At 69.0% G+C, this 24962-nt stretch carries 23 protein-coding genes and 1 riboswitch; of the genes, 12 read left to right on the forward strand and 11 right to left on the reverse strand.

Going from position 1 to position 24962, the window contains the following annotated elements; translation table 11 throughout:
- Positions 1–97: 97 nt before the first annotated feature.
- The 9 genes from CHB84_RS02885 to CHB84_RS22705 all read left to right on the forward strand — a co-directional run bounded on the left by CHB84_RS02885 (position 98) and on the right by CHB84_RS22705 (position 7981).
- A complete protein-coding gene (locus CHB84_RS02885) occupies positions 98–1099 on the forward strand; it encodes an amidohydrolase family protein (protein WP_089299907.1) in 1002 nt (333 codons plus the stop codon).
- Between the two features lie 13 nt (positions 1100–1112).
- A complete protein-coding gene (locus CHB84_RS02890; RefSeq protein WP_245818518.1) occupies positions 1113–1817 on the forward strand; it encodes a metal-sulfur cluster assembly factor in 705 nt (234 codons plus the stop codon).
- Between the two features lie 21 nt (positions 1818–1838).
- Positions 1839–2873: an NAD(P)-dependent alcohol dehydrogenase gene (locus tag CHB84_RS02895; protein WP_089299908.1), complete on the forward strand. Its 1035-nt coding sequence runs from the start codon at positions 1839–1841 to the stop codon at positions 2871–2873.
- A 55-nt stretch (positions 2874–2928) separates the two neighbouring features.
- Entirely contained in the window at positions 2929–4623 is a 1695-nt protein-coding gene (groL, locus tag CHB84_RS02900; RefSeq protein WP_089299909.1) for a chaperonin GroEL, read from the forward strand.
- A 68-nt stretch (positions 4624–4691) separates the two neighbouring features.
- A complete protein-coding gene (locus CHB84_RS02905) occupies positions 4692–5081 on the forward strand; it encodes an SseB family protein (protein WP_089299910.1) in 390 nt (129 codons plus the stop codon).
- A 24-nt stretch (positions 5082–5105) separates the two neighbouring features.
- Entirely contained in the window at positions 5106–5492 is a 387-nt protein-coding gene (locus tag CHB84_RS02910) for an SseB family protein (protein ID WP_089299911.1), read from the forward strand.
- Between the two features lie 6 nt (positions 5493–5498).
- A complete protein-coding gene (locus CHB84_RS02915) occupies positions 5499–7016 on the forward strand; it encodes an aldehyde dehydrogenase (RefSeq protein WP_342743916.1) in 1518 nt (505 codons plus the stop codon).
- 70 nt (positions 7017–7086) lie between these two features.
- Positions 7087–7629 carry an NUDIX domain-containing protein gene (locus CHB84_RS02920; protein WP_176439757.1) on the forward strand — a complete coding sequence of 181 codons (543 nt, stop codon included), beginning with the start codon at positions 7087–7089 and terminating at the stop codon, positions 7627–7629.
- Positions 7630–7837: 208 nt separating this feature from the next.
- Entirely contained in the window at positions 7838–7981 is a 144-nt protein-coding gene (locus CHB84_RS22705; RefSeq protein ID WP_176439758.1) for a hypothetical protein, read from the forward strand.
- 616 nt (positions 7982–8597) lie between these two features.
- Here CHB84_RS22705 and CHB84_RS02925 read toward each other — a convergent pair.
- The 4 genes from CHB84_RS02925 to CHB84_RS02940 form a co-directional block, all read right to left on the reverse strand.
- Positions 8598–9416 (reverse strand): ABC transporter ATP-binding protein, encoded by an 819-nt coding sequence (locus CHB84_RS02925; RefSeq protein ID WP_089299913.1) that lies wholly within the window; start codon positions 9414–9416, stop codon positions 8598–8600.
- On the reverse strand, positions 9413–10513 hold the full coding sequence (locus CHB84_RS02930) for a FecCD family ABC transporter permease (protein ID WP_089299914.1): 1101 nt from the start codon (positions 10511–10513) through the stop codon (positions 9413–9415). The genes CHB84_RS02925 and CHB84_RS02930 overlap by 4 nt, the downstream gene beginning before the upstream one ends.
- The gene (locus CHB84_RS02935) at positions 10510–11610 is read right to left on the reverse strand and encodes a FecCD family ABC transporter permease (protein ID WP_089299915.1); all 1101 of its coding nucleotides are present in this window, start codon (positions 11608–11610) and stop codon (positions 10510–10512) included. The genes CHB84_RS02930 and CHB84_RS02935 overlap by 4 nt, the downstream gene beginning before the upstream one ends.
- Positions 11611–11711: 101 nt before the next feature.
- Positions 11712–12773, reverse strand: coding sequence for an ABC transporter substrate-binding protein (locus CHB84_RS02940; RefSeq protein ID WP_217898452.1), 1062 nt, complete (start codon positions 12771–12773; stop codon positions 11712–11714).
- Positions 12774–12797: 24 nt separating this feature from the next.
- Positions 12798–12976, reverse strand: a riboswitch (cobalamin riboswitch).
- 183 nt (positions 12977–13159) lie between these two features.
- Between CHB84_RS02940 and CHB84_RS02945 the strand changes: the two genes are divergently transcribed.
- Together CHB84_RS02945 and CHB84_RS02950 are read left to right on the forward strand one after the other, a co-directional pair.
- Complete coding sequence (locus CHB84_RS02945; protein WP_089299917.1) at positions 13160–13522, forward strand: DUF3817 domain-containing protein; 363 nt, start codon at positions 13160–13162, stop codon at positions 13520–13522.
- Positions 13523–14072: 550 nt separating this feature from the next.
- Positions 14073–15464 (forward strand): wax ester/triacylglycerol synthase family O-acyltransferase, encoded by a 1392-nt coding sequence (locus CHB84_RS02950; protein WP_089299918.1) that lies wholly within the window; start codon positions 14073–14075, stop codon positions 15462–15464.
- Between the two features lie 90 nt (positions 15465–15554).
- Here CHB84_RS02950 and CHB84_RS02955 read toward each other — a convergent pair whose 3' ends face one another.
- Positions 15555–16058: a MarR family winged helix-turn-helix transcriptional regulator gene (locus CHB84_RS02955; RefSeq protein ID WP_089299919.1), complete on the reverse strand. Its 504-nt coding sequence runs from the start codon at positions 16056–16058 to the stop codon at positions 15555–15557.
- A 215-nt stretch (positions 16059–16273) separates the two neighbouring features.
- Between CHB84_RS02955 and CHB84_RS02960 the strand changes: the two genes are divergently transcribed.
- The gene (locus tag CHB84_RS02960) at positions 16274–17245 is read left to right on the forward strand and encodes a tetratricopeptide repeat protein (RefSeq protein ID WP_089300093.1); all 972 of its coding nucleotides are present in this window, start codon (positions 16274–16276) and stop codon (positions 17243–17245) included.
- A gap of 51 nt (positions 17246–17296) precedes the next feature.
- Here the strand turns inward: CHB84_RS02960 and CHB84_RS02965 are convergent, their stop codons facing one another.
- The 6 genes from CHB84_RS02965 to CHB84_RS02990 all read right to left on the reverse strand — a co-directional run bounded on the left by CHB84_RS02965 (position 17297) and on the right by CHB84_RS02990 (position 24952).
- Complete coding sequence (locus CHB84_RS02965; RefSeq protein ID WP_089300094.1) at positions 17297–18112, reverse strand: IclR family transcriptional regulator; 816 nt, start codon at positions 18110–18112, stop codon at positions 17297–17299.
- Between the two features lie 49 nt (positions 18113–18161).
- Positions 18162–19133, reverse strand: a complete 972-nt coding sequence (locus tag CHB84_RS02970; protein WP_089299920.1) for an electron transfer flavoprotein subunit alpha/FixB family protein — start codon at positions 19131–19133, stop codon at positions 18162–18164.
- Positions 19134–19136: 3 nt separating this feature from the next.
- Positions 19137–19901: an electron transfer flavoprotein subunit beta/FixA family protein gene (locus CHB84_RS02975; protein WP_089299921.1), complete on the reverse strand. Its 765-nt coding sequence runs from the start codon at positions 19899–19901 to the stop codon at positions 19137–19139.
- Positions 19902–19912: 11 nt separating this feature from the next.
- Positions 19913–22429 carry a GcvT family protein gene (locus CHB84_RS02980; protein ID WP_089299922.1) on the reverse strand — a complete coding sequence of 839 codons (2517 nt, stop codon included), beginning with the start codon at positions 22427–22429 and terminating at the stop codon, positions 19913–19915.
- Between the two features lie 46 nt (positions 22430–22475).
- Positions 22476–23186 carry a GntR family transcriptional regulator gene (locus tag CHB84_RS02985; RefSeq protein WP_089299923.1) on the reverse strand — a complete coding sequence of 237 codons (711 nt, stop codon included), beginning with the start codon at positions 23184–23186 and terminating at the stop codon, positions 22476–22478.
- Positions 23187–23254: 68 nt separating this feature from the next.
- Positions 23255–24952: a formate--tetrahydrofolate ligase gene (locus tag CHB84_RS02990; protein WP_176439759.1), complete on the reverse strand. Its 1698-nt coding sequence runs from the start codon at positions 24950–24952 to the stop codon at positions 23255–23257.
- Between the last annotated feature and the right edge of the window lie 10 nt (positions 24953–24962).

The following is a 24962-nucleotide window of genomic DNA, read 5'->3' on the forward strand; positions in this document are numbered from 1 at the left end:
CCGCCGCTCGCCGGGGAGTGGTGGACGGTGGTCCTCCTCAGAAGTTCTGCACAGTCCTGAGGCAGATCCGAAGGATCTGAGAGAGGCGAGACGTCCGATGTACGAGAAAGACGGCGAGCGGTACTTCATCGTGGACGGGCATGTCCATTTCTGGGACGCCCGAGCGGAAAACCGGAACTACTACGGCAAGGGCTTCATCGACTGCTTTTACGGCTACCACTCCAACCTCAGCCCGCCGGAGTGGGTGTGGCCTAAGGAGAAGTTCGACAAGTATACCGAGCAGGATCTGCTGCACGACCTGTTCGAGATCGGCTATGTCGACAAGGCGATCTTCCTGCCGACATACCTGACGGACTTTTTCCCCGGCGGCTTCAACACCACCGAACAGGATGCCGAGATCGCGCGCAGGCACCCGGACAAGTTCATCCTCAACGGGGCGTTCGACCCCCGGGACGGCGAGCGTGGCCTCGAGGAGTTCGAGAGTCTCGTGAAGCGGCACAAGCTCAAGGGAATCAAGCTCTACACCGCGGAGTGGAAGGGCGACTCGAAGGGCTGGAAGCTGTCGGACCCCATGGCGCACCGGTACCTGGAGAAGTGCCGCGAGTTGGGCGTGACGAACATCCACGTGCACAAGGGGCCGACCATCTGGCCGCTCAACCGGGACGCGTTCGACGTGGCCGACATCGACGACGCGGCAACCGCGTTCCCGGACCTCAACTTCATCGTGGAGCATTGCGGGCTGCCCCGGCTGGAGGACTTCTGCTGGATCGCCGTTCAGGAACCCAACGTCTATGCGGGTCTGGCTGTGGCGATCCCGTTCATCTACAGCAGGCCGCGCTATTTCGCCCAGATCATCGGCGAGCTGCTGTACTGGCTCGACGAAACCCGGATCCTGTTCGCCAGCGACTACGCGATCTGGCATCCGAAGTGGATCGTCGAGCAGTTCGTCGACTTCCAGATCCCGGAGGACATGCAGGGCGAGTACGGCACGCTCACGCCGGACATCAAGCGCAAGATCCTCGGCCTGAACGCGGCGAGCCTGTACGACATCGAGGTTCCCGCCGAGGTCCCGCAGCCCGCGGTCGCGGCAGCACTCTGATGGGAGGTTGACAGTGCCTACCAGCACGGAGAGCGACCTGCGTGCGGATGCGTGGCGGGCGCTGTCGACGGTGTCCGACCCGGAGCTCGACGAGCCGGTCACCGAGCTCGGCTTCGTCGCCGAGCTCTCCGTCGACAGCGCCGGTGCGGTGCGCGTGCGGCTGCGCCTGCCGACGTACTTCTGCGCGCCGAACTTCGCCTACCTCATGGTCACCGACGCCTACGACGCGGTGGCCGCTGTCGACGGGGTGGAGTCGGTCGAGGTCCGGCTCGACGACCACTTCGCCTCCGAGGAGATCAACGCGGGCATCGCCGCCAAGCGCGGGTTCGCCGACACGTTCTCCGGACTCGCCGACGATGAGCTCCACCAGTTGCGGCACGAGTTCTGGCGCAAGGCACACCTGGCCGCGCAGGATCGCGTGTGCCGAACGCTGGCAAGCACGGGCTACGCCGCGGAAGATCTCGCGGGCTTGCGCCTGTGCGATGTCGAGCCGGGCGAGGAGCTCGACCGGCTGCTGCGACGCCGCAGTGACCTGGGGCTGCCCACCGCACCGGACCAACCGCTGTTGGTCGCGGAGGACGGCAGGCCACTCGGTGCGGAGGAACTGCCGGCGCACCTGCGGTTCGCCCAGGCGGTGCGGGTGAGCATCGACAGCAATGCCAGCTTCTGCCGCGGACTGCTCCGGACGAGGTACGGCGACGACGATACCGCTACGTGACGTGAAAGGTGTAGGAGAACGATGAAGGCTGTTCGAGTGCACAAGTACGACAGCGCGCCCACAGTGGACGATGTTCCGGAACCCACTGTGTCAGGCGCGTTCGACGTGCTCGTCGAGATCGGTGCAGCGGGGTTGTGCCGAACGGACCTGCACGTCGTGGAAGGGCAGTGGGCCGAGAAGACGGGGGTCACGCTGCCCTACATCATCGGTCACGAGAACGCGGGATGGGTGCGCCAGGTGGGCTCGGCTGTCACGAACGTCGCGCCGGGGGACACGGTGATCCTGCATCCGCTCGTCACCTGCGGGCTGTGCCGCGCCTGCCGGTCCGGCGACGACGTGCATTGCGAGAACTCCGAGTTCCCCGGCATGACCCGCGACGGCGGCATGGCAGAGTACCTGCTGACCAACGCGCGCGCCGTGGTGAAGCTGGACCCCAGCCTGCAACCCGCCGAGGTCGCCGCGCTGGCGGATGCGGGGTTGACCGCCTACCACGCGGTCCGCAAGGCGATCCCGTTGCTCTACCCCGGATCGCACGTCGTAGCCATCGGAGCGGGCGGTCTCGGGCACATCGGGGTGCAGTGCCTCAAGGCCCTGACCCCTGCCGAGATCACCGTCGTGGACCGGCTGGAGTCCGCGCTGTCGCTGGCAAAGGATCTGGGTGCGCACCACACCGTGCAGGCCAACGGCGACCCGGTCTCGACTGTCCAGGAGATCACCGACGGTAAGGGGGCCCACGTTGTGATCGACTTCGTCGGCGAGAAGGGGGCGCAGCAGCAGGGCGTGGCGATGCTACGCCGCGCGGGCTCGTACTTCAGCGTCGGTTACGGCGACGAGATCACGATCCCGACGATCGACATCATCTCGCAGGAGATCAATGTGATCGGCAACCTGGTCGGCAGCTACAACGATCTCGAGGAGCTCATGACGCTGACCGCGCAGGGCAAGGTCAGCCTGCATACGACGACCTATCCACTGGACGCGGTCAACGACGCCATCCACGACCTCGAAGCCGGCCGCCTTCAGGGCCGCGGGATTCTCGTTCCCGGCAAGAGCTGAGCTGTCGCGACCCGAACCACCATTCTCTACGGCACCGGAAGGAGCCACGGAAGCCATGGCCAAGGAGATCCTGCTCGATGAGAACGCGCGTAACCGCCTCAAGTCCGGGGTCGACCAGCTCGCCAACGCGGTCAAATCGACCCTCGGCCCCAAGGGCCGGAACGTAGTGCTGGAGAAGGTAACCGGTACGCCGACCGTGACCAATGACGGCGTGGCGATCGCCCGGGAGATCTATCTCAAGGACCAGTTCGCCGATATGGGCGCCCAGTTGCTCAAAGAGGTCGCGATCAAGACCAACGGCGTCGTCGGGGACGGCACGACCACGGCGACGGTGCTGGCGCAGGCCATGGTCCGGGACGGCCTGGAGGCGATCGCGCAAGGCTCGAACCCGGTGCTGCTCAAGCGCGGCATCGACGTCGCCGTGAACCATCTCGTCGCGCACCTCAAGAAGATGGCCCACCCGGTGACGACCAAGGACGACTACGCGCACGTGGCATCCATCTCGGCCAACGACGACGAGTACGTCGGCGGCGCCATCGCCGAGGCCCTGTACTCGGTCGGCGAGGAAGGGATGGTCACCGTCGAGGAATCCCCGGAGTTCGGAATCAACGTCGACTTCGTCGAGGGATACGAGTTCGAGAACGGCTACGTGTCCCCGTATCTCGTCACGGATCCCTCGCGGCTGCTCACCGTGTTCGAGGATCCCTACATACTCCTGTACGACCGGAAGATATCGAAGGTCCAGGAGATCATGCCCGTCCTGGACAGCATCATGCGCTCGGGTAGCGCCCGCCCCCTGGTCGTGATCTCCGAGACGGTGGAGGGCGGGGCGTTGAGCCTGCTGGTCAACAACCACGTGAACGGCAGGTTCCAGGCCGTGGCCGTGCAAGCCCCGGGATTCGGCAACCGTCGTGTGCACAACCTCGAGGACATCGCCGTGCTCACCGGCGGCACAGCGGTGACCAAGCACTCGGGCCTGTCCCTGGAGAACGTGACGGTCGAGCACCTCGGCCGCGCGCGCAAGATCGAGGTCAGTGAGAACCACACGAGCATCATCGAGGGCGCGGGCTCCCAGGAGGCCGTCGACTTCCGGCTCAACCAGCTTCGTGCCGAGCTGGAGCGTGCGACGATCGGTCACGACGAGGACGTACTCGGCGAGCGTATCGGCCAGCTCACCGGGAAGGTCGCCGTCATCCGGGTCGGCGCGGCCACACCCGCGGAGCTGCGCGAGACCCAGCACCGCGTCGAGGATGCCGTTTCGGCGACGCGAGCCGCTGTCGCCGAGGGGATCGTAGCGGGCGGAGGTGTCAGTTTCCTGCACGCCGAGCCGGTGCTCGACGACGTCGGCTTGCACGGGGACTACGCCGTCGGCGCGGACATCGTCCGGCGCTGCTTGCCCGAACCCGTCTTCTGGATCGCCAACAACGCGGGCCACGCCGGTGAGCAGACCGTGTCCAGGGTCAGGCAGATGGGCCAGGACGAGGGGTTCGATGCGCTCGAGGAGCGGTACGGGAACCTGATCGAGTTCGGGATCATCGACCCGCTCCGGGTAGCGCGAGCGGCACTGCAGAATGCCGCGTCCATCGCCGGTCTCGTGCTGACGACCAACACGCTGATCGCCGAGGAGAAGCAGGCCGTACGGGGGGCCGTGATGACTCCGGAGGGTGAGGATCTCGCGGAGGGGCTGCCGCAACCGTCGCCCGACCCGAGCACACCGCAGTCACTCGGGCTCGGCCCCTCGGTGGGGTGACCTGTTCCGAGCACTGACCGGGCGAGTCACCGCAGGGGTGGCCGCGTGACAGGAATGAGGCCTGACTGATGGCGACGGAGAACCCCTGGCCGGATATCGAGGCCGCGCTGGAAGCGGCGCGAGAGCGGGACGACCGAGCGGGCTTCTTGCGGATCCTGGCCGTCGGCAAGGTGGTCCTGCCACAACTGCAGTCCGTCGAGCAGGCGAAGGGCTGGCGGCTGCCGATCTACGAGACAGATGACCGGCGCTGCGTCATGGCGTTCAGTTCGCAGGAGCGGTTGGCCGACTCCGGCGTGGACGCTGTGGAGACGATCACGACGACGGGCACGGAGCTGAGCCAGGCATGGCCGCAGGACGAGGAGCTGTGGCTGGCGATCAACCTCGGTAGCGAGTCGGCGGCTCTCGTGCCACCGGACGTGATGCGGGCGATGGCATCGGGCACGACTCCGCAGGGCTGAATTCCGGCCGGGAACGAGGTGGACATGTCCGACGATACACCAGCTACCGGACTCGAGGCCGCGCTCGCGGCCACGGCCGGGCAGGACATCGACGATGCGCTGCTGTTGACGTTGGCCGTGGGTGAGTTCGCTGTACCGAACATGAGTGCGGACCCGGAACGTGACGAGTTGACGTTGCCGTTCATCGAACGGCTGGGCATCAGGTACGCGTTGGTGTTCACCTCGCGGCAACGCGTCGAGGAGTTCGGCCTCGAGTCGTACGAGGTCGTGACCATGACGGGTGAGCTCCTCGGCGCTGCCTGGCCGCTGGATGAGGACGTGTGGCTGGCCATCGACGCCGCCAGCGACCACGGTGCGATGCTCTCACCGGAGAAGGTACGCAGTCTGCGTTCGATGGCCGGGACGGGGTAGCCGGTGGTGTCCGAGGATCTCGCCCGGCGGCACGGGTCGCAGGACATCGCGCGGTACCGCATGTTCATCGGGGGCCGGTGGGTGGAGTCGTGCTCGGGGGAGAGATTCGGGAGCGTGAACCCGTACACGGGCCGTACCTGGGCCTCTGCCCCTGTTGCCGATGAAGCCGACATCCATCTGGCCGTCACGAGCGCGCGGGAGGCACTCGAGCACGGCCCGTGGGGCAGAACGACCGCGACGGACCGGGCTCGTGCGATGCGTCGCCTGGCCGAGCTCATCGGTGAGCACGCCGAGCGACTCGCCGTTGCCGAGAGCACCGACAACGGCAAACTGTTGCGGGAGATGAGCGGGCAGCTGGCGGCGCTTCCCGACTGGTACCACTACTTCGCGGGGGCTGCGGACAAGCTCCATGGCCACACCATCCCGTGCGACAACCCGAACTTCTTCGTGTACACGCGCCGGGAACCCATCGGCGTCGTCGGCGCCATCGTGCCCTGGAACTCTCCACTGCTGTTACTCGCATGGAAACTCGCGCCGGCTCTCGCCGCAGGCTGCACGGTCGTCGCCAAACCGGCCGAACAGGCTCCGGTATCCACCCTCGCGTTCGCCGAGGTCATCGAGCAGGCCGGTATTCCTCCCGGAGTGTTCAACGTGGTGACCGGCTACGGGAGACCGGCGGGTGCGGAGCTGGCGCGGCATCCCGGCGTCGACAAGATCGCCTTTACCGGGTCGACGGAGACCGGGCGATCGGTGATGACCGGTGCCGCCGAACACGTCGCGCCGGTCTCGCTGGAGCTGGGCGGCAAGTCCCCGAACCTGGTGTTCGACGACGCCGAGCTCGACGCGGCGACCAACGGTGTGGTGGCAGGCATTTTCGCGGCAGGCGGCCAGACGTGCATGGCGGGCTCACGCCTCCTCGTGCAGGAGTCGGTGTACGACGAGCTGGTCGACAGGCTGGTTGCCCGGGCAGGGTCGATCACGCTGGGCGACCCGCTCGACCCGGGTACCGAGATGGGGCCGCTCGCCTTCCAGGAGCAGCGGGACAAGGTCGAGCGGTACATAGCCGAAGGCAGGCGGCAGGGTGCCCGGCTGGTCTGTGGTGGGGACGCACCCGACGACCCCGGCCTGCGGGACGGGCTGTTCGTGCGGCCGACCATATTCACCGAGGTGAGCCCGTCGATGACGATCGCGCGCGACGAGATCTTCGGCCCGGTGCTGAGCGTGATCCGAGCCGGTACCGAGGAGGAGATGGTCCGGGTGGCCAACGACACGGACTACGGCCTTGCGGCCGCGGTGTGGACACAGGACGTCCGGCGGGCCCACCGGGTGGCTGACGCCCTGCACGCGGGGACCGTCTGGATCAACGCGTACCGGTCGGTCTCGGTCACCACGCCGTTCGGAGGGTACAAACTCAGCGGGATCGGGAGTGAGAACGGCCAGGATGCGCTGCACGACTACACGCGGACGAAAGCGGTGTGGATCGAGATGTCCGGGCGGACTCGTGACCCGTTCACGTTGGGGTGACGGCACGTTCTCGGCCCCGGATCCACGGATGCCACGCGAAGGTGAGGTGTGAACGGCAAGGATGGAACAGATGAGCACGCTCGACATCGATGACGCCGTGCGACGCTTTCGGGACAGGAATGCCGAAGGCGAGCCGGAGAACGACATCCCTGCCGGTGTGGCAGGGATGCTTCCCGGAAAGCCCGCCAACGGCTCTGCGCTGATCACGGACGACTACGGGCGGATCCTGTTCATCACGCCGGCGTCGCGCTCGTGGTGGCGGCTTCCCGGGGGCGTGGTCGGCGCGGACGAGCCGCCACGTGGCGCTTGCCGGCGGGAGGTCGAGGCCGAGATCGGGCTGGACGTCGCACTGGGTTGCCTACTGGTGGTGGACTGGATGCCCGAGCAGGGGGCGTGGGCCGACAGTCTGCAGTTCGTCTTCGACGGCGGAATGTTCGGTCATGACGAGATCAGCCGGATCGAGCCCGGTTGTGGCGAGGTGCTGAGCTTCCAGTTCGTGTACCTGGATGAGGCCGTCCGGCGGATCAAGCCGTCCCTGTACCGGCGGCTGCGGGAGGCTATGGCCGCACGGGACAAGGGGATGCCCCGTTACACGGAGTTCGGACGGTCCTGAGCCTCGCCCTGTGCGGGCGGAGGCGACGGCGGGGCCGGTCGGGTGGGGGTTGACGGGTTCACCGTGTCGGTCGCAGCACTCGATGCGCCGGTGCGATGGAAGGACGTGTCGTACCGCTCTGAACCACCGCTGAGGCGGTCGGCTGGTCGGGGGCCGGGTGAGTCGCGGCGCCCGGTTCCCCGGCCGGAATCGAGCGTAGGCGGCTCGCGTGGTTCGTGGTGACGGCGAACGGGTCGCCCGCCGGACCACGGCGGGCGACCCGTTCCTGACCGGTCAGATACCACTGCTGCTACGCGAGCAGGGTCGTGCTTCCGGGACGTGGTGGCTGAGGAACGTCGCACCGCGCCAGTAGGACGTTCGACCACGTACCCGGGGGAGCGGACAGCCGGTCCGGCCGTCCTGATGCGAAATGCCGGTCAGGCTCGTACCCGCGCCAACGTGTGAGCCTGCCCAGCGGGATGGCGCGAGACCTCAGACAAGCCAGCCGAGGACGTTGGCCATGCCGGCGAGAATGCCGGAGATGATGTCGCCGTCGGTGCAATACTCGGTGCACATGGCGAACGTTTCGATCATTGAGGGGCTCCTTAATGGATTGACTTGTTCATCCTTCTGACGTGCTTTCGAAAGCGGTGAGAAGGTTTTCAGGCCGGACGCGCGGTGTCAAAGCGGGAGCCGGAGCCGGACCGGGCTCACTGCCGGAGGGTGCGAAATGGACCGAGTCTAAACGTGTAGTTCTTTCGTGTTTTCACCGGGTTGGTCGGACATTCCTCACGCGGCAGGGTCGTGATCGACAGTGCATGGTTACCGCGTGTGGTTGCTCTTTGGGGAGGACAACCCGATTCCGTGTCGCTCGATCGAGCGTCAGCGCCGATACGCCGAGTAATTCACCAAATGTGACCCGATGGAGTGACAACCCGGAGGTCTGGGTGTCGTGGGTGGCCCGCTCGGTGAACGAGGAACGAGGGCGCTCAGCGTCGCTTGCGCGCGCCGGGATGGGGGAGCACGAGCGGGGTGTGCGTCAGCGGGTCGTCCATCACCTCGCACTGCAGCCCGAAGACCTCGCGCACCAGGTCGGCCGTGACGATCTCGGCGGGCCTGCCCGCGGCCGCGACGGCGCCGTCCCGCATGGCGATGAGATGATCCGCGTAACGGCATGCCAGGTTCAGGTCGTGCAGGACAAGCACCACCGTGCGCCCGTGCTCGCTGTTGAGCTCCGCGAGCAGGTCCAGCACCTCGATCTGGTGCGCGAGGTCGAGGAACGTCGTGGGCTCGTCGAGCAGCATGGTGCCGGTCTCCTGAGCCAGCGCGAGCGCGATCCAGGCGCGCTGCCGCTGGCCGCCGGACAGCTCGTCCACGGCAGCCTCCGACAGCCCGGTCAGCCCCGTCGCGTCCAGGGCGGAGCGCACCGCGGCCTCGTCCGCCCGCGACCACTGCCGGAACCACCGCTGGTGCGGGTGCCTCCCGCGACCGACCAGATCGGACACCGTGATGCCGTCCGGCGCGAGGGGCTGCTGCGGTAGCAGGCCGAGCCGGGTGGCGAGCTTGCCGGTCGGCATCCTGGCGATCTCCTCGCCGTCCAGCGTGACCGAACCGTCGCGAGGGCGCAGCAGGCGGCCGAGCCCGCGCAGCAGGGTTGACTTGCCGCACCCGTTCGCCCCGACGATGCACGTGATCCGGGCAGGCGGGAGCGCGAGCGACAGCTCGGAGATGACGGGGTTACCGCCGTAGCCCAGCGTCAGATCGCCGGCGACGATCCGTCCGCCCGTCGTGTGTGGCCGAGTGCTCATGCCTGTCCGATCCTGTTCATCCTGGTGAGCAAGTACAGCAGGTACGGCGCGCCGAGAACGCCCGTCAGCACGCCGACCGGCAGCTCGGTGCCGCCGAATGCGGTGCGCGCGAGCAGGTCGGCGCCGAGTACCAGGAGCGCACCGCAGGCCGCGGCCGGTAGCAACGCCACGACCCGCTCGCGCAGCAACCTCCGCACGATCTGCGGGGCCACCAGCGCCACGAACGCCACAGGGCCCGCGACCGCGGTCGCGCTCGCCGCGGTAGCCGCGGCGGTGAACAGCAACGCGGCACGCGCGAGCTGTACCCGGCCGCCGAGCGCGGCAGCGGTGTCGTCACCGAGCTGCAGCAGGCGCAGCTGCCTGGTCAGTGCGAGCGCGAGTGGTGCGAGTACCGCCAGGCCGAACCAGATGGTCCCGACGTGTTCCCAGGACCGGTTCGCCAGGCTGCCGGTCAGCCAGATCATGGCGCGCGCGGCCGTGTTCAGGTCCGTGCGCGTGATCAGGTACGAGGTGACCGAGGTCAGCATCGCGGTCAGCCCGATACCGATCAGCACCAGCCGGTAGCCTGCGACGCCGCGCCGGTAGGCGAGCAGGTAGAGCAGCAGTGCCGTACCGACGGCTCCCGCGAGGGCGGCACCTGCCACCTGCAGCGTGCTGCCGGTCAACGCCACGATCGCGCAGACCGCGGCTGCGGTCGCACCCGCGTTGATCCCGATGACGTCCGGGCTCACCAGCGGGTTGTGTGCCAGGCGTTGCAGGATCATGCCCGAGATCGCCAGGGCGGCGCCGACCCCGGCCGCCGTGAGTGCGCGTGGCAACCGCATGTCCACGACGACGTGCGCCTGCATCGGGCTGGACCGGCCGGTGAACACCGACAGGACGTCGGTGACTGGCATGGTGAAGTCGCCGAGGGCCAGCGACGCGACGGCCGCCGCGAACACCAGCCCGCACAACGCGCAGCCGAGCACGAGCGCGGGCCGGTAGACCCGCACGGCCACGCCCAGCCGGTGTGACCCGAGCACGCGCGTGCCGCGCGGCAACGGAGTTCCGGCCGGTGTGGACGGACTCGTGTGCGGGTCGCTCGGTGGCGTGCTCATAACCCGGCCAATCGCTTGCGGCGGATGAGGTAGATGAACACAGGTGCCCCTACGAGGGCCGTCACGATGCCGACCTGCAGCTCCTCGGGCCGTGCCACGACCCGGCCGAGGACGTCGGCCACGAGTAGCAGGGCAGGCGCGAGCACGGCGCTCCACGGCAGGATCCAGCGGTAGTCCGGGCCGGCTATGGCGCGGGCGACGTGCGGCACGGCCAGCCCGACGAAGCCGATCGGCCCGGCTGCGGCGGTCGCGGTTCCGGCGAGCAGTACCACGGCCACCCCGCCGAGCGCGCGCACGCGGCCGAGCCGGACGCCGAGCGAGCGAGCCAGGTCGTCCCCCGTCGCGAGCGCGTTGAGCGAGCGCGTCAGGGCGAACGCCAGGACGAGGCCGACGGCGATGAACGGCGACGCCTCCGCCAGCATCGCGCCGTCCGCCCCGCCGAGCGAGCCGACCACCCAGAACCGGTACTCGTCCAGCGAGGCGCGGTCCCGCAGGATGATCGCGGAGGTGACCGAGCCGAGCAGGGCGGTCACCGCGGCTCCTGCGAGGGCGAGCTTCACCGGTGTCGCGCCGCCACCGCCGGTCGAGCCGACCGCGTACACCGCGACCGCCGCCAGCGCGGCACCCGCGAAGGCGAACCACACGTACCCGAGTACCGCGGTGACGCCGAGCACGCTGATCGCCAGCACGGTGGCCAGCGAGGCGCCCGCGTTGATGCCGAGTATGCCGGGACCTCCGAGCGGGTTGCGCGTCACGCCCTGCACCAGCACGCCCGCCGCCCCGAGCGAGACTCCGACCGCCAGGGCGACGAGCGTGCGGGGCACCCGCAGGTGCAGCACGACGAGGTCGGTGTCGGACCCGGTGTAGGCGAAGTAGGCCGCATGTACCTCGTCGACGGTCAGCCGCTCGTGACCGATCAGCAGGGACATCAGCATGGTCGCCGCCAACACGAGCACCGTCCCGAGCAGGCCCGCGCTGCGTGACCGGGTCCCGGACAGCAGCCCCTGGCCCTGTACGGCTGCGGTGAACCAGCTACGGAAGCGCGACCACACGGGCGGTGCGGCCGCGACGACCGGGGAGGGAGACTGCGTGGTCATCACGGACCTACCCGGTGCCGTTGCGCCGTGCCGGAGGTGTCCCGACCCGGCCGGTACGCAGGTGCGGGTGCGACGCAATGGTGGTCATCGCGGCACCCCCTCTACTCGAACAACTCGGGGTGGATCGTCTCGGCGATCCCTGCGACGACGGTGGCGCTGCGCACCCCCGCTGACCGGTTCGCGAACGTGAACTCGTGCACGTTGCCCTCGGCGACGGCGGTGACGTTGGCCAGCGCGGGATTCGACAGCACGGCCTCGACGTCGTCCGCGGCGTCCGCGGGGGTCATCCCCGCGTCACAGCAGACGTCCACGAAGATGTGCTCGGGGTCACGCTCGATCAGCTCCTCGGTGCTGATGTTCACGTTCCGCTTGCTGTCCAGGTGGGCGAACGCGTTCCTGCCACCGGCGAGGGAGAGGATCTCGGAGGAGAAGTCCGGGCCCGCCGCGACGCGGAAGCCGCCGGAGTCCGGGCGGCCGATCATCACCGACGGGTGCCGGACATCGTCACCCCCCGCTTCGAGCGCCTCGGTGACCTCGCCGATCGTCCGCCGCATGTCCGCGACGACGTCCTCTGCGGCGTCCTCGGTACCGAACACCGCCCCGAGATCGCGCAGATCCTCGTAGACAGCCTCGATGGTCACCGTGGACGGATCGATCGTCTCGTCGCCCGCGCCGTCCTCGCTCGGGCACAGCGGGCTGAAGATCCAGCTGTGGATTCCGATCTCGCGGAGGCTGGTGCGGGTGCCGAAGTTCTCGTCGGTGAACGCGCCGTTGAAACCGGAGAGCACGAAGTCCGGTTCGACCGAGAGCAGCTCCTCGCGGCTGGGCAGCGTCTCGTAGTACCGCCGGCCCTGCTGCGCCTCGGTGAACTCGTCGAGTACCTCGGCATCGAGGTAGGCCGTCCCGACGAGCCGGTCGCCGACTCCCAGCGCGTGCGCCATCTCGATGGCCGGTTGGTACGCGGCGAAGATCCGCTCGGGCGGGTCCGAGACCGGAACCTCGATGTCGCAGTTGAGGATGTGATCGGTGCCCGTCGCTTCCCTGTCCCCGGACGGGTCCGGCACGCCGCAGGCGGACGCGGTGAGCGCGAGCGTGATGAGTACGGACAACGTGACGTGGGACGCACCGAAGCGGGTGGTGCGTCGCGTGTTTCGAGATGTCAAGCAAACCATCCTTCGTGGCTTGAGCCATGTACGACCGCCGTAGCCGGTCTCCTGGCTCCCGGAGGTGGACGGTGTCCTGCCCGTCCCGCCTTCCCGGGCCTGATGGCCCAGTGGCGTTCGTGGGACGGGCACTCCGGTCACAGTGGCGAGGACCGCGCCGGACTCGAACCGGCTTCCCGTGCACTACGGCAGTACGCGTTGTCTACGTGATGTCGGTGTGTCGTTGTCGGGTTCGCCGCGCGCCGTTCGCGCGCCGAAAGCGTCAACCTCTCACCGGTACGTGCTCCCGGGCAAGCGTCCCGGTCCGCTGGTGAGCGCCGTCACGCTTCACACTGGGGGATGAACCGATGCGTCGACGAGCACGCGACAGGCATGAGGAGGGCACGATGTTCGGCAAGGCAGCGGCCGTGTTTCGGCTGGTGGCGGTCGCGGAGGCGCTGTCCTGGGTCGGCCTGCTCGTGGCCATGTTTGTCAAGTACGTCGTCGGGCTGGGCGAGGGCGGCGTACCGGTCGCGGGCATGGTGCACGGGATCCTGTTCATCACGTACATCCTGGTCACCCTGGCCGTCTTCCGTGCTCTCGATTGGAACGTGCGGACGTTGCTTCTGGCGGTGGCCGCCGGTGTCCCCCCATTGTTCACCTGGTGGTTCGAGGTCTGGGCACTGCGCTCGGGCCGGCTGGACAGCCCCGGCTGCGTCGACAGCGGCGGAGTGGCGCTGTTCACGATGCGCGGTCCCGCCACGGTGTGACGCGTGTAGCAACCCTTCCTTGGTGGAGGTATCCCGCCCGCACGAGCCTCGGGCGGGAGGGCACTCGATTGGTGGATTACTGCTGCGCAGCGTAGACAGATACGCTGGACGCACAGCGTGGAACAACGGTGGGCCTGAACCGGGCATGGCGCGGGGACCGGACCGCTCCGGCGGCCGGTGCGGGCTCGGGTCCACTTCCCGTACCAGTGCTCGCTGCTGACAACGGCATCGACACTCGACTTCACGCGCGGCGTAGCGCGGTCCGGCAGGTCTGTGAGGGTCCGGAGTGGCCCGACCACTCGCGCGGCTCGCGGGCGGTCGGCCTCGCGGGCTCGTGCGTGCCCGCCGGCCGTCCCTACCGCCGCCTGGTGTGTGGCGTGTGGACAGTGCTGTGCCGGTCGGAGCCGGTCGGAGCCGGTCGGAGCCGGTCTGTGCCGGTCTTGTGCAAGTCGGGAGCGGGGACGCGGTTCGGGTGCGTTCGCGCGTCAGGAGAACGACACGTCCCCGGTAGTGCCGAGGGCCGTGCAGCGCGACGTGTAAGGAGACGGCAGTGGTCGATCGACTCAGCGGCCTGGACATGTCGTTCCTGTGCCTCGATGGTGCCGAGCGACCGATGCACATGGGCGCCGTACTGGTCTTCGAGCCGGACGAGCCCGCGAGTGCGGCGCGCGTCGCGCGAACACTCGCGCACCGTGCCGCACGCGTTCCGCAGCTCGCGCGGACGGCACGCGACACGTGGTTGCCGTTCGCGGGGAAGGTCTGGGCGGCCCAGCCGAACCGGAACGTGGCGGGGCATGTCCACACGCACACGCTGTCCGAGCCGGGCGCGCCCGAGCAGCTCGAACGCACGGTCTCGGCGTTGATGGCACAGCCGCTGGAGCAGGGGCGCCCCCCGTGGGAGTTGCACGTGCTCGACGGGCTCTCCGGAGGACGGTTCGCCGTGGTGATCAAGATGCACCACGCCCTCGCGGACGCCGCCGGTGCGATCTCCGTGGTCGGGTCCCTGCTCGACGGCGCCGACCCGTGCGAGACGACAACGGATGCGCGACAGCGGACCCTGATCGACGAGTTGCTGAGCTGGCCGGCCGGCGCACGCCGGGCAGGCGGGCAGCTGGCAGCCGAGCTCGCAGGGGGTGCGCCGCGCGTCCGCGAGCGGGCGCAGCGGCTCGCAGGCGTGGCGGCCGCGACCGCCACGGCCGTGCGGCCGCGGTCACTCGCGTCACCGGTGACCACGCTGTTCGGCGAGTCGCCGAGGCGCGAGTGGACCTACGTACGGCTGGACGGCGCGGAGCTGACCCGTGTCCGCAAGCACACCGGAGGCACGCTCCACGACGTGGTGCTGTCGGTCATCGCGGGCGGGGTCGGACGCTGGGTGCGTGAGCACGAGGCAGCCGGCGCGTTCTACGCGGAGGCGAACCCCCGCGCCTTCATCCCGGTCAGCATGCGGCGCAGGAGGAGCGCCGATGGCCGGGCCGGTAACCAGCTGTCCGGGTACCTGTGCGAGTTACCGGCCGACGCGACCGACCCCGTCGCGCGGGTCCACCGCGTGCGGGCGGCCATGCAGCGCAACAAGGAGCGCGGGCCCGGAAGCGGCGCCGGGGCGTTCCCGCTGCTCGCCGACGCGGTGCCCGCGGGCGCTCACCGGCTGGCCACGCGGGTGCTGGGGCGAGCGTCCCCGCTGCTGTTCGACACGATGGTGAGCACCGTTCCGCTGCCGAACACCACGATGCGGCTGGACGGTGCCGAGCTCGGCACCGTCTACCCCGTGGCCCCGCTGGCGCTCGGCCAGGCGCTGTCGGTCGCTGTTGCCGTGCACCGTGGCGATGTGCAGATCGGGCTGCTTGCCGACCCGCGCGTGCTGCCGGGTGTGGACGGGCTCAGGGACGAGGTGGCCAAGGCCGGAGCCGAGCTGCGCAACGCCGTTTCCGCCGCCGAGGGCTGACACCCGGCGTGCGCCGGCGGGCCGAAGGACTCCCCGGGTACCACATATGTACCGACAGAGCCCCGCGGCTCGCCCCGCGCCGCCCGGTCGCTAGGGTTCGGTGAAGTCGCCCTCGGCCTTGCGTACCCGGGTCAGCAGATCGATGAGCTGTTCGGTCTGGCGGTGCGTGAGGCCGTGTATCCCGAAGTCGATCTCGTTGACCGCGGTGGTCGCCTGCTTGCGGCGCAGCCTGCCGTCCTCGGTGATCTCGACGAGCGTGGTGCGGCGGTCGGTGGGGTGTGCGCGGCGCACGACGAGGCCGTCCCGCTCGAGCCGGTCCACGATGTTGGTGACGCTGGTGGGGTGCAGCTGCAGGCGTTCGCCCATCACGCGCATGGGCAGGCTGGACCGCCTGGCGAAGGTCAGCAGCACCAGTGCCTCGTAGCGCGCGAACGTCAGACCGTGCGGCTTCAACGCCGTGTCGACCGCGGACTGGATGATCTGCTGGACACGCATGATGCCGGTGACGGCGGCCATCGTCGTCGATGGGCCGATGTGTTCCTCCCACAGCTCGGCTGCCCTGGCGATGGGATCGAACGGCAACGGGCGGTCCATGCCAGGGAAGTTACCAGCGTGTACCAGCTGTGCCGGATACAGGTGCAGCGGCGGCCGGTCCGCGGCGCGACGGTCGCGCGGCGGTACGTGCGGCAGTACCAGCGGCGGGGCCCGGCCGCTGGTGCCGCACGTGTATCACGGGAGGTGTGCGCGGTATGCGGGTGGCGGTGCGCAAGACCTACCGGGACGGACAGCGGGCACGCGTTCGTGTCAGGATGGGGACCGTGACACAGCCACGTGGAGCATCCAGGCAAGGTAACCAGCAAGCGGTATCGGCCGCGCTCTCCGGAGCCGTAGACCTGTCCGGGCTCAAGGAGCGTGCGGACGCGGCACGCCAGCAGACCTCCGGCGGAGGCGGCTCGGCGCCGGGCGGGGGTGTGGTCGTCGACGTCACCGAGTCGAACTTCCAGTCCGAGGTGGTCGACAGATCGAGGAACACGCTGGTCGTGGTCGACCTGTGGGCCGACTGGTGCCAGCCGTGCAAGCAGCTGAGCCCCGTCCTCGAGAAGCTGGCAGGCGAGTTCAACGGCGCATGGGTTCTCGCGAAGATCGACGTCGACGCCAACCAGCGGATCGCCCAGCTGTTCGGGGCCCAGTCGTTGCCGACCGTGATCGCGGTCGCGGGCGGCCAGCCCGTGGACGCCTTCTCGGGGGCACTGCCCGAGCAGGAGATCCGTACGTGGCTGAACTCGTTGCTGGATGCACTGCGGGACAAGCTTCCCGGCATCGCCGCTGCCGAGCAGGGCGCAGGCCAGGGCGAGGGTGAGGCGGAAGAGGAGGACCCACGCTTCACCGAGGCCGAGGACGCGCTGGCGCGGGGCGACTACGCCGCGGCCGAGGCGGCGTACCAGAAGATCATCGATGCCGAACCGGGCAACGAGCAGGCGAATGCCGCGCTGAACCAGGTTCGGTTCATCGCACACGCGAGCGAGATCGACCCCCAGGTGGTCACCAGGGCGGACCAGGACCCGAACGACATCGACGCGCAGCTGTCCGCCGCGGACTACCAGGTGCTCCAGCAGCAGATCGAGCAGGCGTTCGCCCGGTTGATCGACACCATCCGGCGCACGAGCGGGGACGACCGTGATCGGGTGCGCACGCACCTCGTCGAGCTGTTCGAACTGTTCGACGCCAACGACGATCGCGTACTCAAGGCGCGCAGGGACCTGGCGAGCGCACTGTTCTGAGCCAAGCGGCCTGCCTGCCGGACGGCGTGCGCTCATCCGGCCGGCAGGCCGCTAGGACTGCGCGCTCGCCTCTTCGACCCCGCCGGCCCGCCACTCGTAGGTGAACCCGGCCGAGGCTTGCGCCGCGGCTTCCCGGACGAGCGGTGCCAGCTCGGTCAGCCGCTCCTCGTCGAGGCGGTAGGTCGGTCCCGAGATACTGATCGCGGCCACCACGGCGTTGTCGAAGGAGAGGATGGGCGCGGCGATCGAGCTCAGCCCTTCCTCGAACTCCTCAGAGGTGGTGGCGTAGCCGTTCGCCTTGCACTGGTCGATCTCCTGCCGAAGCTCCCCGACGCCGGTGATCGTGCCAGGGGTGAACCGCTCGTGCGGCCCGGCGATGATCTTCTCGAAGTCCTCGTCCGGCAGGGATGCCAGGAAGATCTTCCCGGAGGCCGCCGCGTGCAACGGGATGCGCCGCCCGAGCCAGCTGCGGCTCGCCACCGTCGAGGTCGACACGATCTGGTCAATGGTGACCGACTCGAAGTCCTCGCAGACCGACAGCGTGATGGTCTCGTCGGTGTGCTGCGCCAACCACTCGCAGCCCGGCTGCGACTGCCGCCGGATATCCGGCCCCACGGTCACCGCGTGGGCGAGCTGGAGCAGGCCGAAACCGAGCCGGTACTTGCCGCTGTCCACGTGTTGCTCGACCAGGCCGCGCCCTTCCAGGGTGTTCAACAGGCGAAACGCTGTCGACTTGTGGACACCCAGCGCGTTGCCGACGTCGGTGACACCGGACCAGCCGTTGGCCGCGAGGAACTCCAGGATGGTCACGGCCCGTTCGACGGACTGGACGCGGCCTGGTGCACGGTCGTCGTTGCTGGTATCCACGGATTGCCAGTCTACATCTTGCCCTGCCCCCGCCGGACGTTCCGCGTGTTCAGGCCGCTGCCCTGCGAGCACGGAGCCGTTCGAGTACCGCACCGAGCACCTCCTGCACGTCCCCGATCACCGCGTAGTCGGCGCGGGCGACCAGGGGCGCCTCCGGATCGGTGTTGATGGCGAGGATGGTCTTCGCGCCCATGCACCCGACCCAGTGCTGGGTCGCCCCGCTGATGCCGCACGCGATGTAGAGCTCGGCACCGATCTTGGTACCGGTCAGGCCCACCTGGTCGCTGTGCGAGCGCCACCCGTTGTTCGTGGCTACCCGCGAGCACCCGACCGCACCGCCGAGCAGCTCGGCGAGCTCCTCGAGCGGGGCGAATCCCTCGGCGCTGCCGACCCCGCGGCCACCGGAGACCACGACACGGGCGGACGCGAGGCTGACGCCGGAGCCACGGCTGGTGCGGTCGACGATCGCACTGTGCGGCATCGTGGCCTGCGGCGTCGGAGCGAACTCCAGCACGTCGACCTCGTGGGTGGCTGTGGCCTCCGAGATCTCGACGGATCCGGCTACCAGGCTGGCCAGTTTGACCCGGCCGGACAGCTCGGCGTCCTCGAGCAGGATCCCGCCCCCGCGCTGCCGGGTGAGGGTCCACGGGTCACCCGGCTCGATGGCGACACAGTTGCTGGCGAACGGCTGCTCGGTGGACGCGGCGGCGTTGGCGAGGATCTCGGTGCCGCGGTCGGTGCTCGCGGCAAGCACCCCGGTCGCGCCGGTGTGCTCGACCAGCTCGGCCAGCGCCGTTCCCCACAGCTCAGGGGAGTACTCCCGAGTCGATTCGGAGGTCACCAGGTGCAGCGTCGAGACGCCGTACTTGGACAGCCCCGCCGCGAGGTCGCCGTGCGCACCGAAAGCCGCGGCGTGCAGGTCGAGCCCTGCGCCCTCGGCGAGATGCCTTGCGCAGGTCACGGCTTCGAGTGACGCGGCGGAGACCCCTCCGGCGTCCTCTTCGACGATGACGAGCAACATGATCTACACCAATCCCTTCTCGGCCAGCACGTCGACGACCGCGCCTGCTGCCTCCGCGCCGTAACCGAGTACGACGGTCTCGTGCTCCTTCTCCGGTGGCCGGCGAAGCCGGACGGTGCGCAGGCCCCCTGGCGACGGCTCGGGACGGATGGTGCGTACCGGCGACTTCTTCGCCCGGAGACGGCCCTTGATACTGGGGTAGCGGGGAAGGTTGAGGCCTTCCTTGACCGCTGCCGCCGCGGGGAGTGGCGCGTCGTAGACCTCAACCCCGTCAGCGACGTCGCGCTGCAGCGAGACCCGGCCGGTACCGATCTCGATCCCTTTGATGCCGCCGACGATGGGCAGCCCCAGCGCTCGGGACACCCGGACACCCACCTGGTAGTGCCCGGCATCCGCCGTCTCGTTGCCGAACAGCACCAGGTCGAACGGCTTGCTCTCGGACTCGAGCAGGCGGATCGCCTCGGTGAGGGCCGTGGCAGTGGCCTGCGGGTCGAGCTCGCGGGTCCCGGTCTCGACGAGCACGCCGTGATCGGCACCCATGGACAGCGCGTAGCGCAGCTGCTCGTCCGCCTCGGGTGGTCCCGCGGTGAGCACGGTGGTCGAGCCACCGTGCTCGGCGACGATGCGGACGGCCTCCTCCACCGCGCACTCCTCGTGCGGACCGATCGTGAAGCCGAGGTGACGGGTGTCGATGCTTGTGCCGTCGGCACTCAGCAGCACCTTGCCTCCCGGCGCCGGTACGCGCTTGATACATACCAGTACATCCATGACGTCCCCTCTCACGCCTTCATGCGCCGGTCGTCGGGGTCGAACAGCGGAGTCCGCCCGACACGGGCGACGGTGACCGGGTAGCGCTCACCCATGTACTCCACGAGCAGCGAGCCGCCCTCCACGGCGTGCTCCGGCGGCAGGTAGCTCATCAGCAGGTACGCCCCGAGGGAGGGGGCGGACCCCGCGCTGGTGACGAAGGAGCCGCGGCCCGCGTTGTCCACGATCCGGTCGCCGGAGGTGGTCAGCACCGGGGAGTGCGGCTGCGGGTACCTGCGCGTCCCACCGGAGTCGGTGTGGGAGTCGACGGTGAGGGTGCACAGCCGCGCGGCAGCGTCCTGCTCGCGGGCCTTCAGGTAGGCCTCCTTGCCGATGAAGTCGGCCGACTTCACCTTCGGAAGCGCGAGGTCGGCCTCCACCGGGTTGTACTCGCTCTGCAACTCGGCGCCCATCAACCGGTAGCCCTTCTCGAGGCGTCCGGTCGTGCCGTAGACCCCGATGCCCGCGGGGACGATGCCGTGCTCGGCGCCCGCGTCGAACAGCGCGTCCCACAGGTGCAGGCCCTGCTCGAACGGCGCGTGCAGTTCCCAGCCGAGATCGCCGACATAGGAGATCTTCAGCGCAAGCACCGGCACACCGTCCACGGTGAGCTCGCGCGCCGAGCCGAACGGGAACGCCGCTGCGGATACGTCCTGCTCGGTCAGCGCGGACAGCACGTCCCTGGCACGCGGTCCCCACAGGCCGAGGGTGGCTACGGCGGACGTGACGTCGGTGAGGACCACGGACCCGTCGTCCGGCACGTGATCGCCGAACCACTTGCGGTCCCGCGCCCCGTCGGCGCCACCGGTGATCACGCGGAACTCCTGCTCGCCCCGGCGGACGATCGTCAGGTCACTGCGGAAACCGCCGCGGTAGTCGAGTACCGGCGTGTAAATCACCTTGCCGACCGGTTTGTCCACCTGCGCCATCGCCATGCGTTGCACGTAGTCCAGTGCCCCCGGCCCGCGGACGTCGAAGTGCGCGAAGGCGGACAGGTCGATCGCGGCGACGCGGTTCCGCATGGCGAGGTGCTCGGCGTCGATGATCGGCGACCACCACCGCGCGTCCCACTCGTGCGGACGGTCGTCGATGTGCTCGGCGAACTCCTCGAGCAGGTGCCGGTTGGACTCGTACCAGTGCGGCCGTTCCCAGCCACCGACCTCGAAGAAGCGTGCCCCGAGAGCCTCCTCGCGGGGGTGGAAGGGCGACAGTCGCTGGTTGCGGTTGGACTCCCACTGCTCGCTCGGGTGCACGATCCCGTAGATCTTGTTGTACCCCTCCATGGCGCGGGCCCTGACGTGCTTTGCGGTGCGTTGATGGGGGTAGAAGCGCGAGATGTCGGCACCGTGCACGTCGATCTCGGTTGTGCCGTGGGTCATCCACTCCGCCAGGACGCGGCCCACCCCGGGCCCTTCCTTGATCCACACCGCCGCCGCCGACCAGAGGCCCGCGACCTCGGGGGTCTCGCCGAGTACCGGGCTGCCGTCCGGGGTGACGGACAGCAGGCCGTTGATCGCGTGGCGCACCCCGGCCCCCGGCGCGTTGAGGATGCCGGGGAAGAGCTCGAGAGCGTCCTCCATCTGCGGGTCGAAGTCGTCGTCGGTGAACGGCAGCTGGGTCGGCGACAGCTGCGCGGCCTCGATCGACGGGATGTCCTCGGTGTCGTGCAGGATCGGCCGGTGCGCGTAGGAGCCGATCTCGAGGTCCGCCCCGCTCTGCCGCTCGTACATCAGCGCGTCCATGTCGCGCACCAGCGGGAAGGAGACCTCGGTGTGGGTCTCGGCCAGCTCCGGGATGGGGCCGACGTCGATCATCTGGTGCACGGCCGGGGTCAGCGGGATCCGCGCGCCGGCCATCGCCGCGATCCGCGGGCTCCACACGCCGCTGGCCACCACCACGGTCGGGGTCTCGATGTCGCCACGGTCGGTACGTACCTTCGTGACCCTGCCGCGCTCGGTGTCGATGCCGAGCACCGCGGTGTTGGCCGAGACGGTCAGGGCTCCGAGCGCGATCGCCTGCTCGCGCATGAGCACGCCGCTCTGCAGCGGGTCGACCACGGCAGCCGACGGTGTCCAGAAGCCGAGACGGATCACGCTCGGGTCGATGTAGGGCACGAGCTCGGCCACGGCCGACGGGCTGAGCAGCTCGGCGTGGATGCCCCACGCCTTCGCCGAGGCCATCCGCCGTTTGAGCTCCTCAACCCGGCTCTCGTTGCGTGCCAGCTCGAGACCGCCCGGCGCGGTGAGCGTGCCCAGCTTCTCGTACTGCTGCATCGAGTCCACCGTCAACGCGGTGATCTCCTTGGAGTGGTCGACGGGGAAGACGAAGTTCGAGGCGTGTCCCGTGGACCCGCCCGGGTCCGGCAGCGGCCCCTTGTCGAGGAGCACGATGTCGCGCCAGCCGAACTGGGCGAGGTGGTGTGCCAGCGAGTTCCCCACGATCCCTGCGCCGATGACGACGACATCGGCGCGGTCAGGCAGTGTGTTCATGGCAACTCCAATCGGTGGTCATGTGGACGGTGGAGGCGACACGGCGTCAAAGCACTGCCCGTATCTCGCCTTCGAACGCGGCGACGTGTTTTCGCAGGATCTGCTCGGCGGCGTGTGCGTTGCCGTCGAGTACCGCGGCCAGTAACTCGCGGTGCTCCTCGACGGCCCGGTCGAGTCGTTGGACCCGCCCCAGGACGAGGAACCACATCCGCAAGCTGTGCACGTAGTACTCCTCGAGAGTGGCGGCCAGGTAGGCGTTGTGGGTCGCCCGGTGCACGATGCGGTGGGTACGCAGGTCCAGCCGGATGAGCTCGCGGTGGTCCGTTGCCTCCCGTGCCGCGTCGAGCTCGCCGAGCATGTCGACGATGGCGTTCCGGTCGGCAGCGGTCGCCCGGTTGGCCGCCAGGTATGCGGCGTAGGACTCGAACTCGATGCGCACCTCGCTGATGGCACTGAGGTCACCGAGATCGGCATGGCGGGCGAACATCCCCCGTCGCGGGACCACGTGGACGAGCCGGTCGTCGGCGAGCCTGCGCAGGGCCTCCCGCACCGGCGTCCGCCCGAGGCCGAGGTCGGCCTGCAGCGCACGCTCGTCGATGGTCGCCCCTGGAGGGATCTCCAGGGTGATCAATCGGTCCCTGAGCAGGTAGTAGGCCATCTCGCTGAGACTGCTGGCGTTACGCCTGCCCGGCTCGAGCGTGATCAGGTCAGGCAGCTCGTAGCTGCCTGACGACCGGTGCCGAAGTGTGATGTCCATCACTGATACATGGTAGATATATCTTGCGTAATACGCAACGGTTGCATAATACGAAACACCCACGCCTTTCAGGACAGGCCGACGATCTGGCCCGCCGAGTCGATGTCGATCTGTTCGGCAGCGGGGGAGGAGGACAAGCCGGGCATGGTCCGCATCTCCCCGCAGATCGCGTAGATGAACCCCGCTCCCGCCGATGCCCGTACCTCCCGGACGGGAAGCCGCCACCCTGTCGGCGCGCCCTTGCGTGCCGGGTCGGCCGACAGCGACAGGTGGGTCTTGGCGATACACACCGGCAGCGTGCCGAAGCCGCAGCTCACGTAGGTGCTCAGCTGCCGGGCCGCCGTCGGCGAGATGTCCACGCCGTCGGCGCCGTATACCTGGCGGGCGATACGTTCGATCTTGTCGGCGAGGGGGAGGTTGTCGCCGTAGAGGAAGCGGAAGTCCGAGCTGGTCGCGCAGGCCTCCTCGACGGCTTCGGCGAGCTCGACCGAACCCTTGCCTCCTTCGGTGAAGTGCGTGCTCGTGGCGACAGGCACGCCCTCGTCGGCGGCGACGTCCACGATCGCCTGCCGCTCGCTGGCGTGGTCGCCGGGGAACGCGTTGATCGCCACCACAGGGGTCACGCCGTGCATGCGGATGTTCTCGATCTGCTTGCGCAGGTTCGCTGCACCTGCGAGCACGTCATCGGGGTTCTCGGCGAGGAGTTCCTCCGGCAGCGGCCTGCCTGCCGCGACGTGATGCCTTCCGGAGTGGGCTTTCAGCGCCCGCACCGTCACGACGATCACCGCGGCGTCCGGGACCATTCCCGAGGTGCGGCACTTGATGTTGAAGAAGCGCTCCGCACCCATGTCCGCGCCGAAGCCTGCTTCGGTGATCAGGTAGTCCGAGCCCCGGATGCCGATTCGGTCGGCGACGATCGAGGAGTTGCCGTGCGCGATGTTGCCGAACGGTCCGCAGTGGACGAGCACGGGCGACTGCTCGAGCGTCTGCATCAGGTTGGGCTTGAGCGCCTCGCGCAGCAGCACGCACATCGCCCCGGCAGCCTTGAGCTGTTCGGCTGTGACGGGTCGGCCGTCGTAGTCGTAGCCGACCACGATGCGGCCCAGCCGTTCGCGCAGGTCCTGCAGCGAGGTGGCCAGCGCGAGTATCGCCATCACCTCGCTTGCCGCGGTGATGTCGAAACCCGACTGGCGGGGGATACCGTCGGCCCGACCGCCGAGCCCGGTCACGATCTGGCGCAGGTCCCTGTCGTTGGAGTCCAGCACCCGGCGCCATGTGATCGACTGCGGGTCGATACCCAGCGCGTTGCCCTTGTGCAGGTGGTTGTCCAGCATCGCGGCCAGCAGGTTGTGTGCCGAGGTGACCGCGTGGATGTCTCCGGTCAGGTGGAGGTTGAGAGACTCCATCGGTGCGACCTGGGCGTACCCGCCGCCCGCTGCTCCGCCCTTGATGCCGAACGTCGGCCCGAGGGACGGCTGCCGGATGGCGATCACCGCACGCTTGTCCAGGTAGTGGAACGCCTGGCCGAGACCGACCGTCGTGGTGGTCTTGCCCTCGCCGAGCGGGGTCGGGGTGATGGAGGTGACCACGACGTACTTGGCGCGCGTGGCGTGGTCGCGCTCGGGAATGGCGTCCAGGGAGATCTTCGCGACGTTGCGGCCGTACGGCTCGACGAGGTGATCGCCGATACCGAGGTCGGTGGCGACCCGATCCAGTGACCTGAGCACGGTGTGCCGCGAGATCTCGAGGTCGGAGGGCATGGCCAATTGGGGTTCC

The sequence above is a fragment of the Haloechinothrix alba genome (assembly GCF_900188115.1).
Classification (GTDB): Bacteria; Actinomycetota; Actinomycetes; order Mycobacteriales; family Pseudonocardiaceae; genus Haloechinothrix; species Haloechinothrix alba.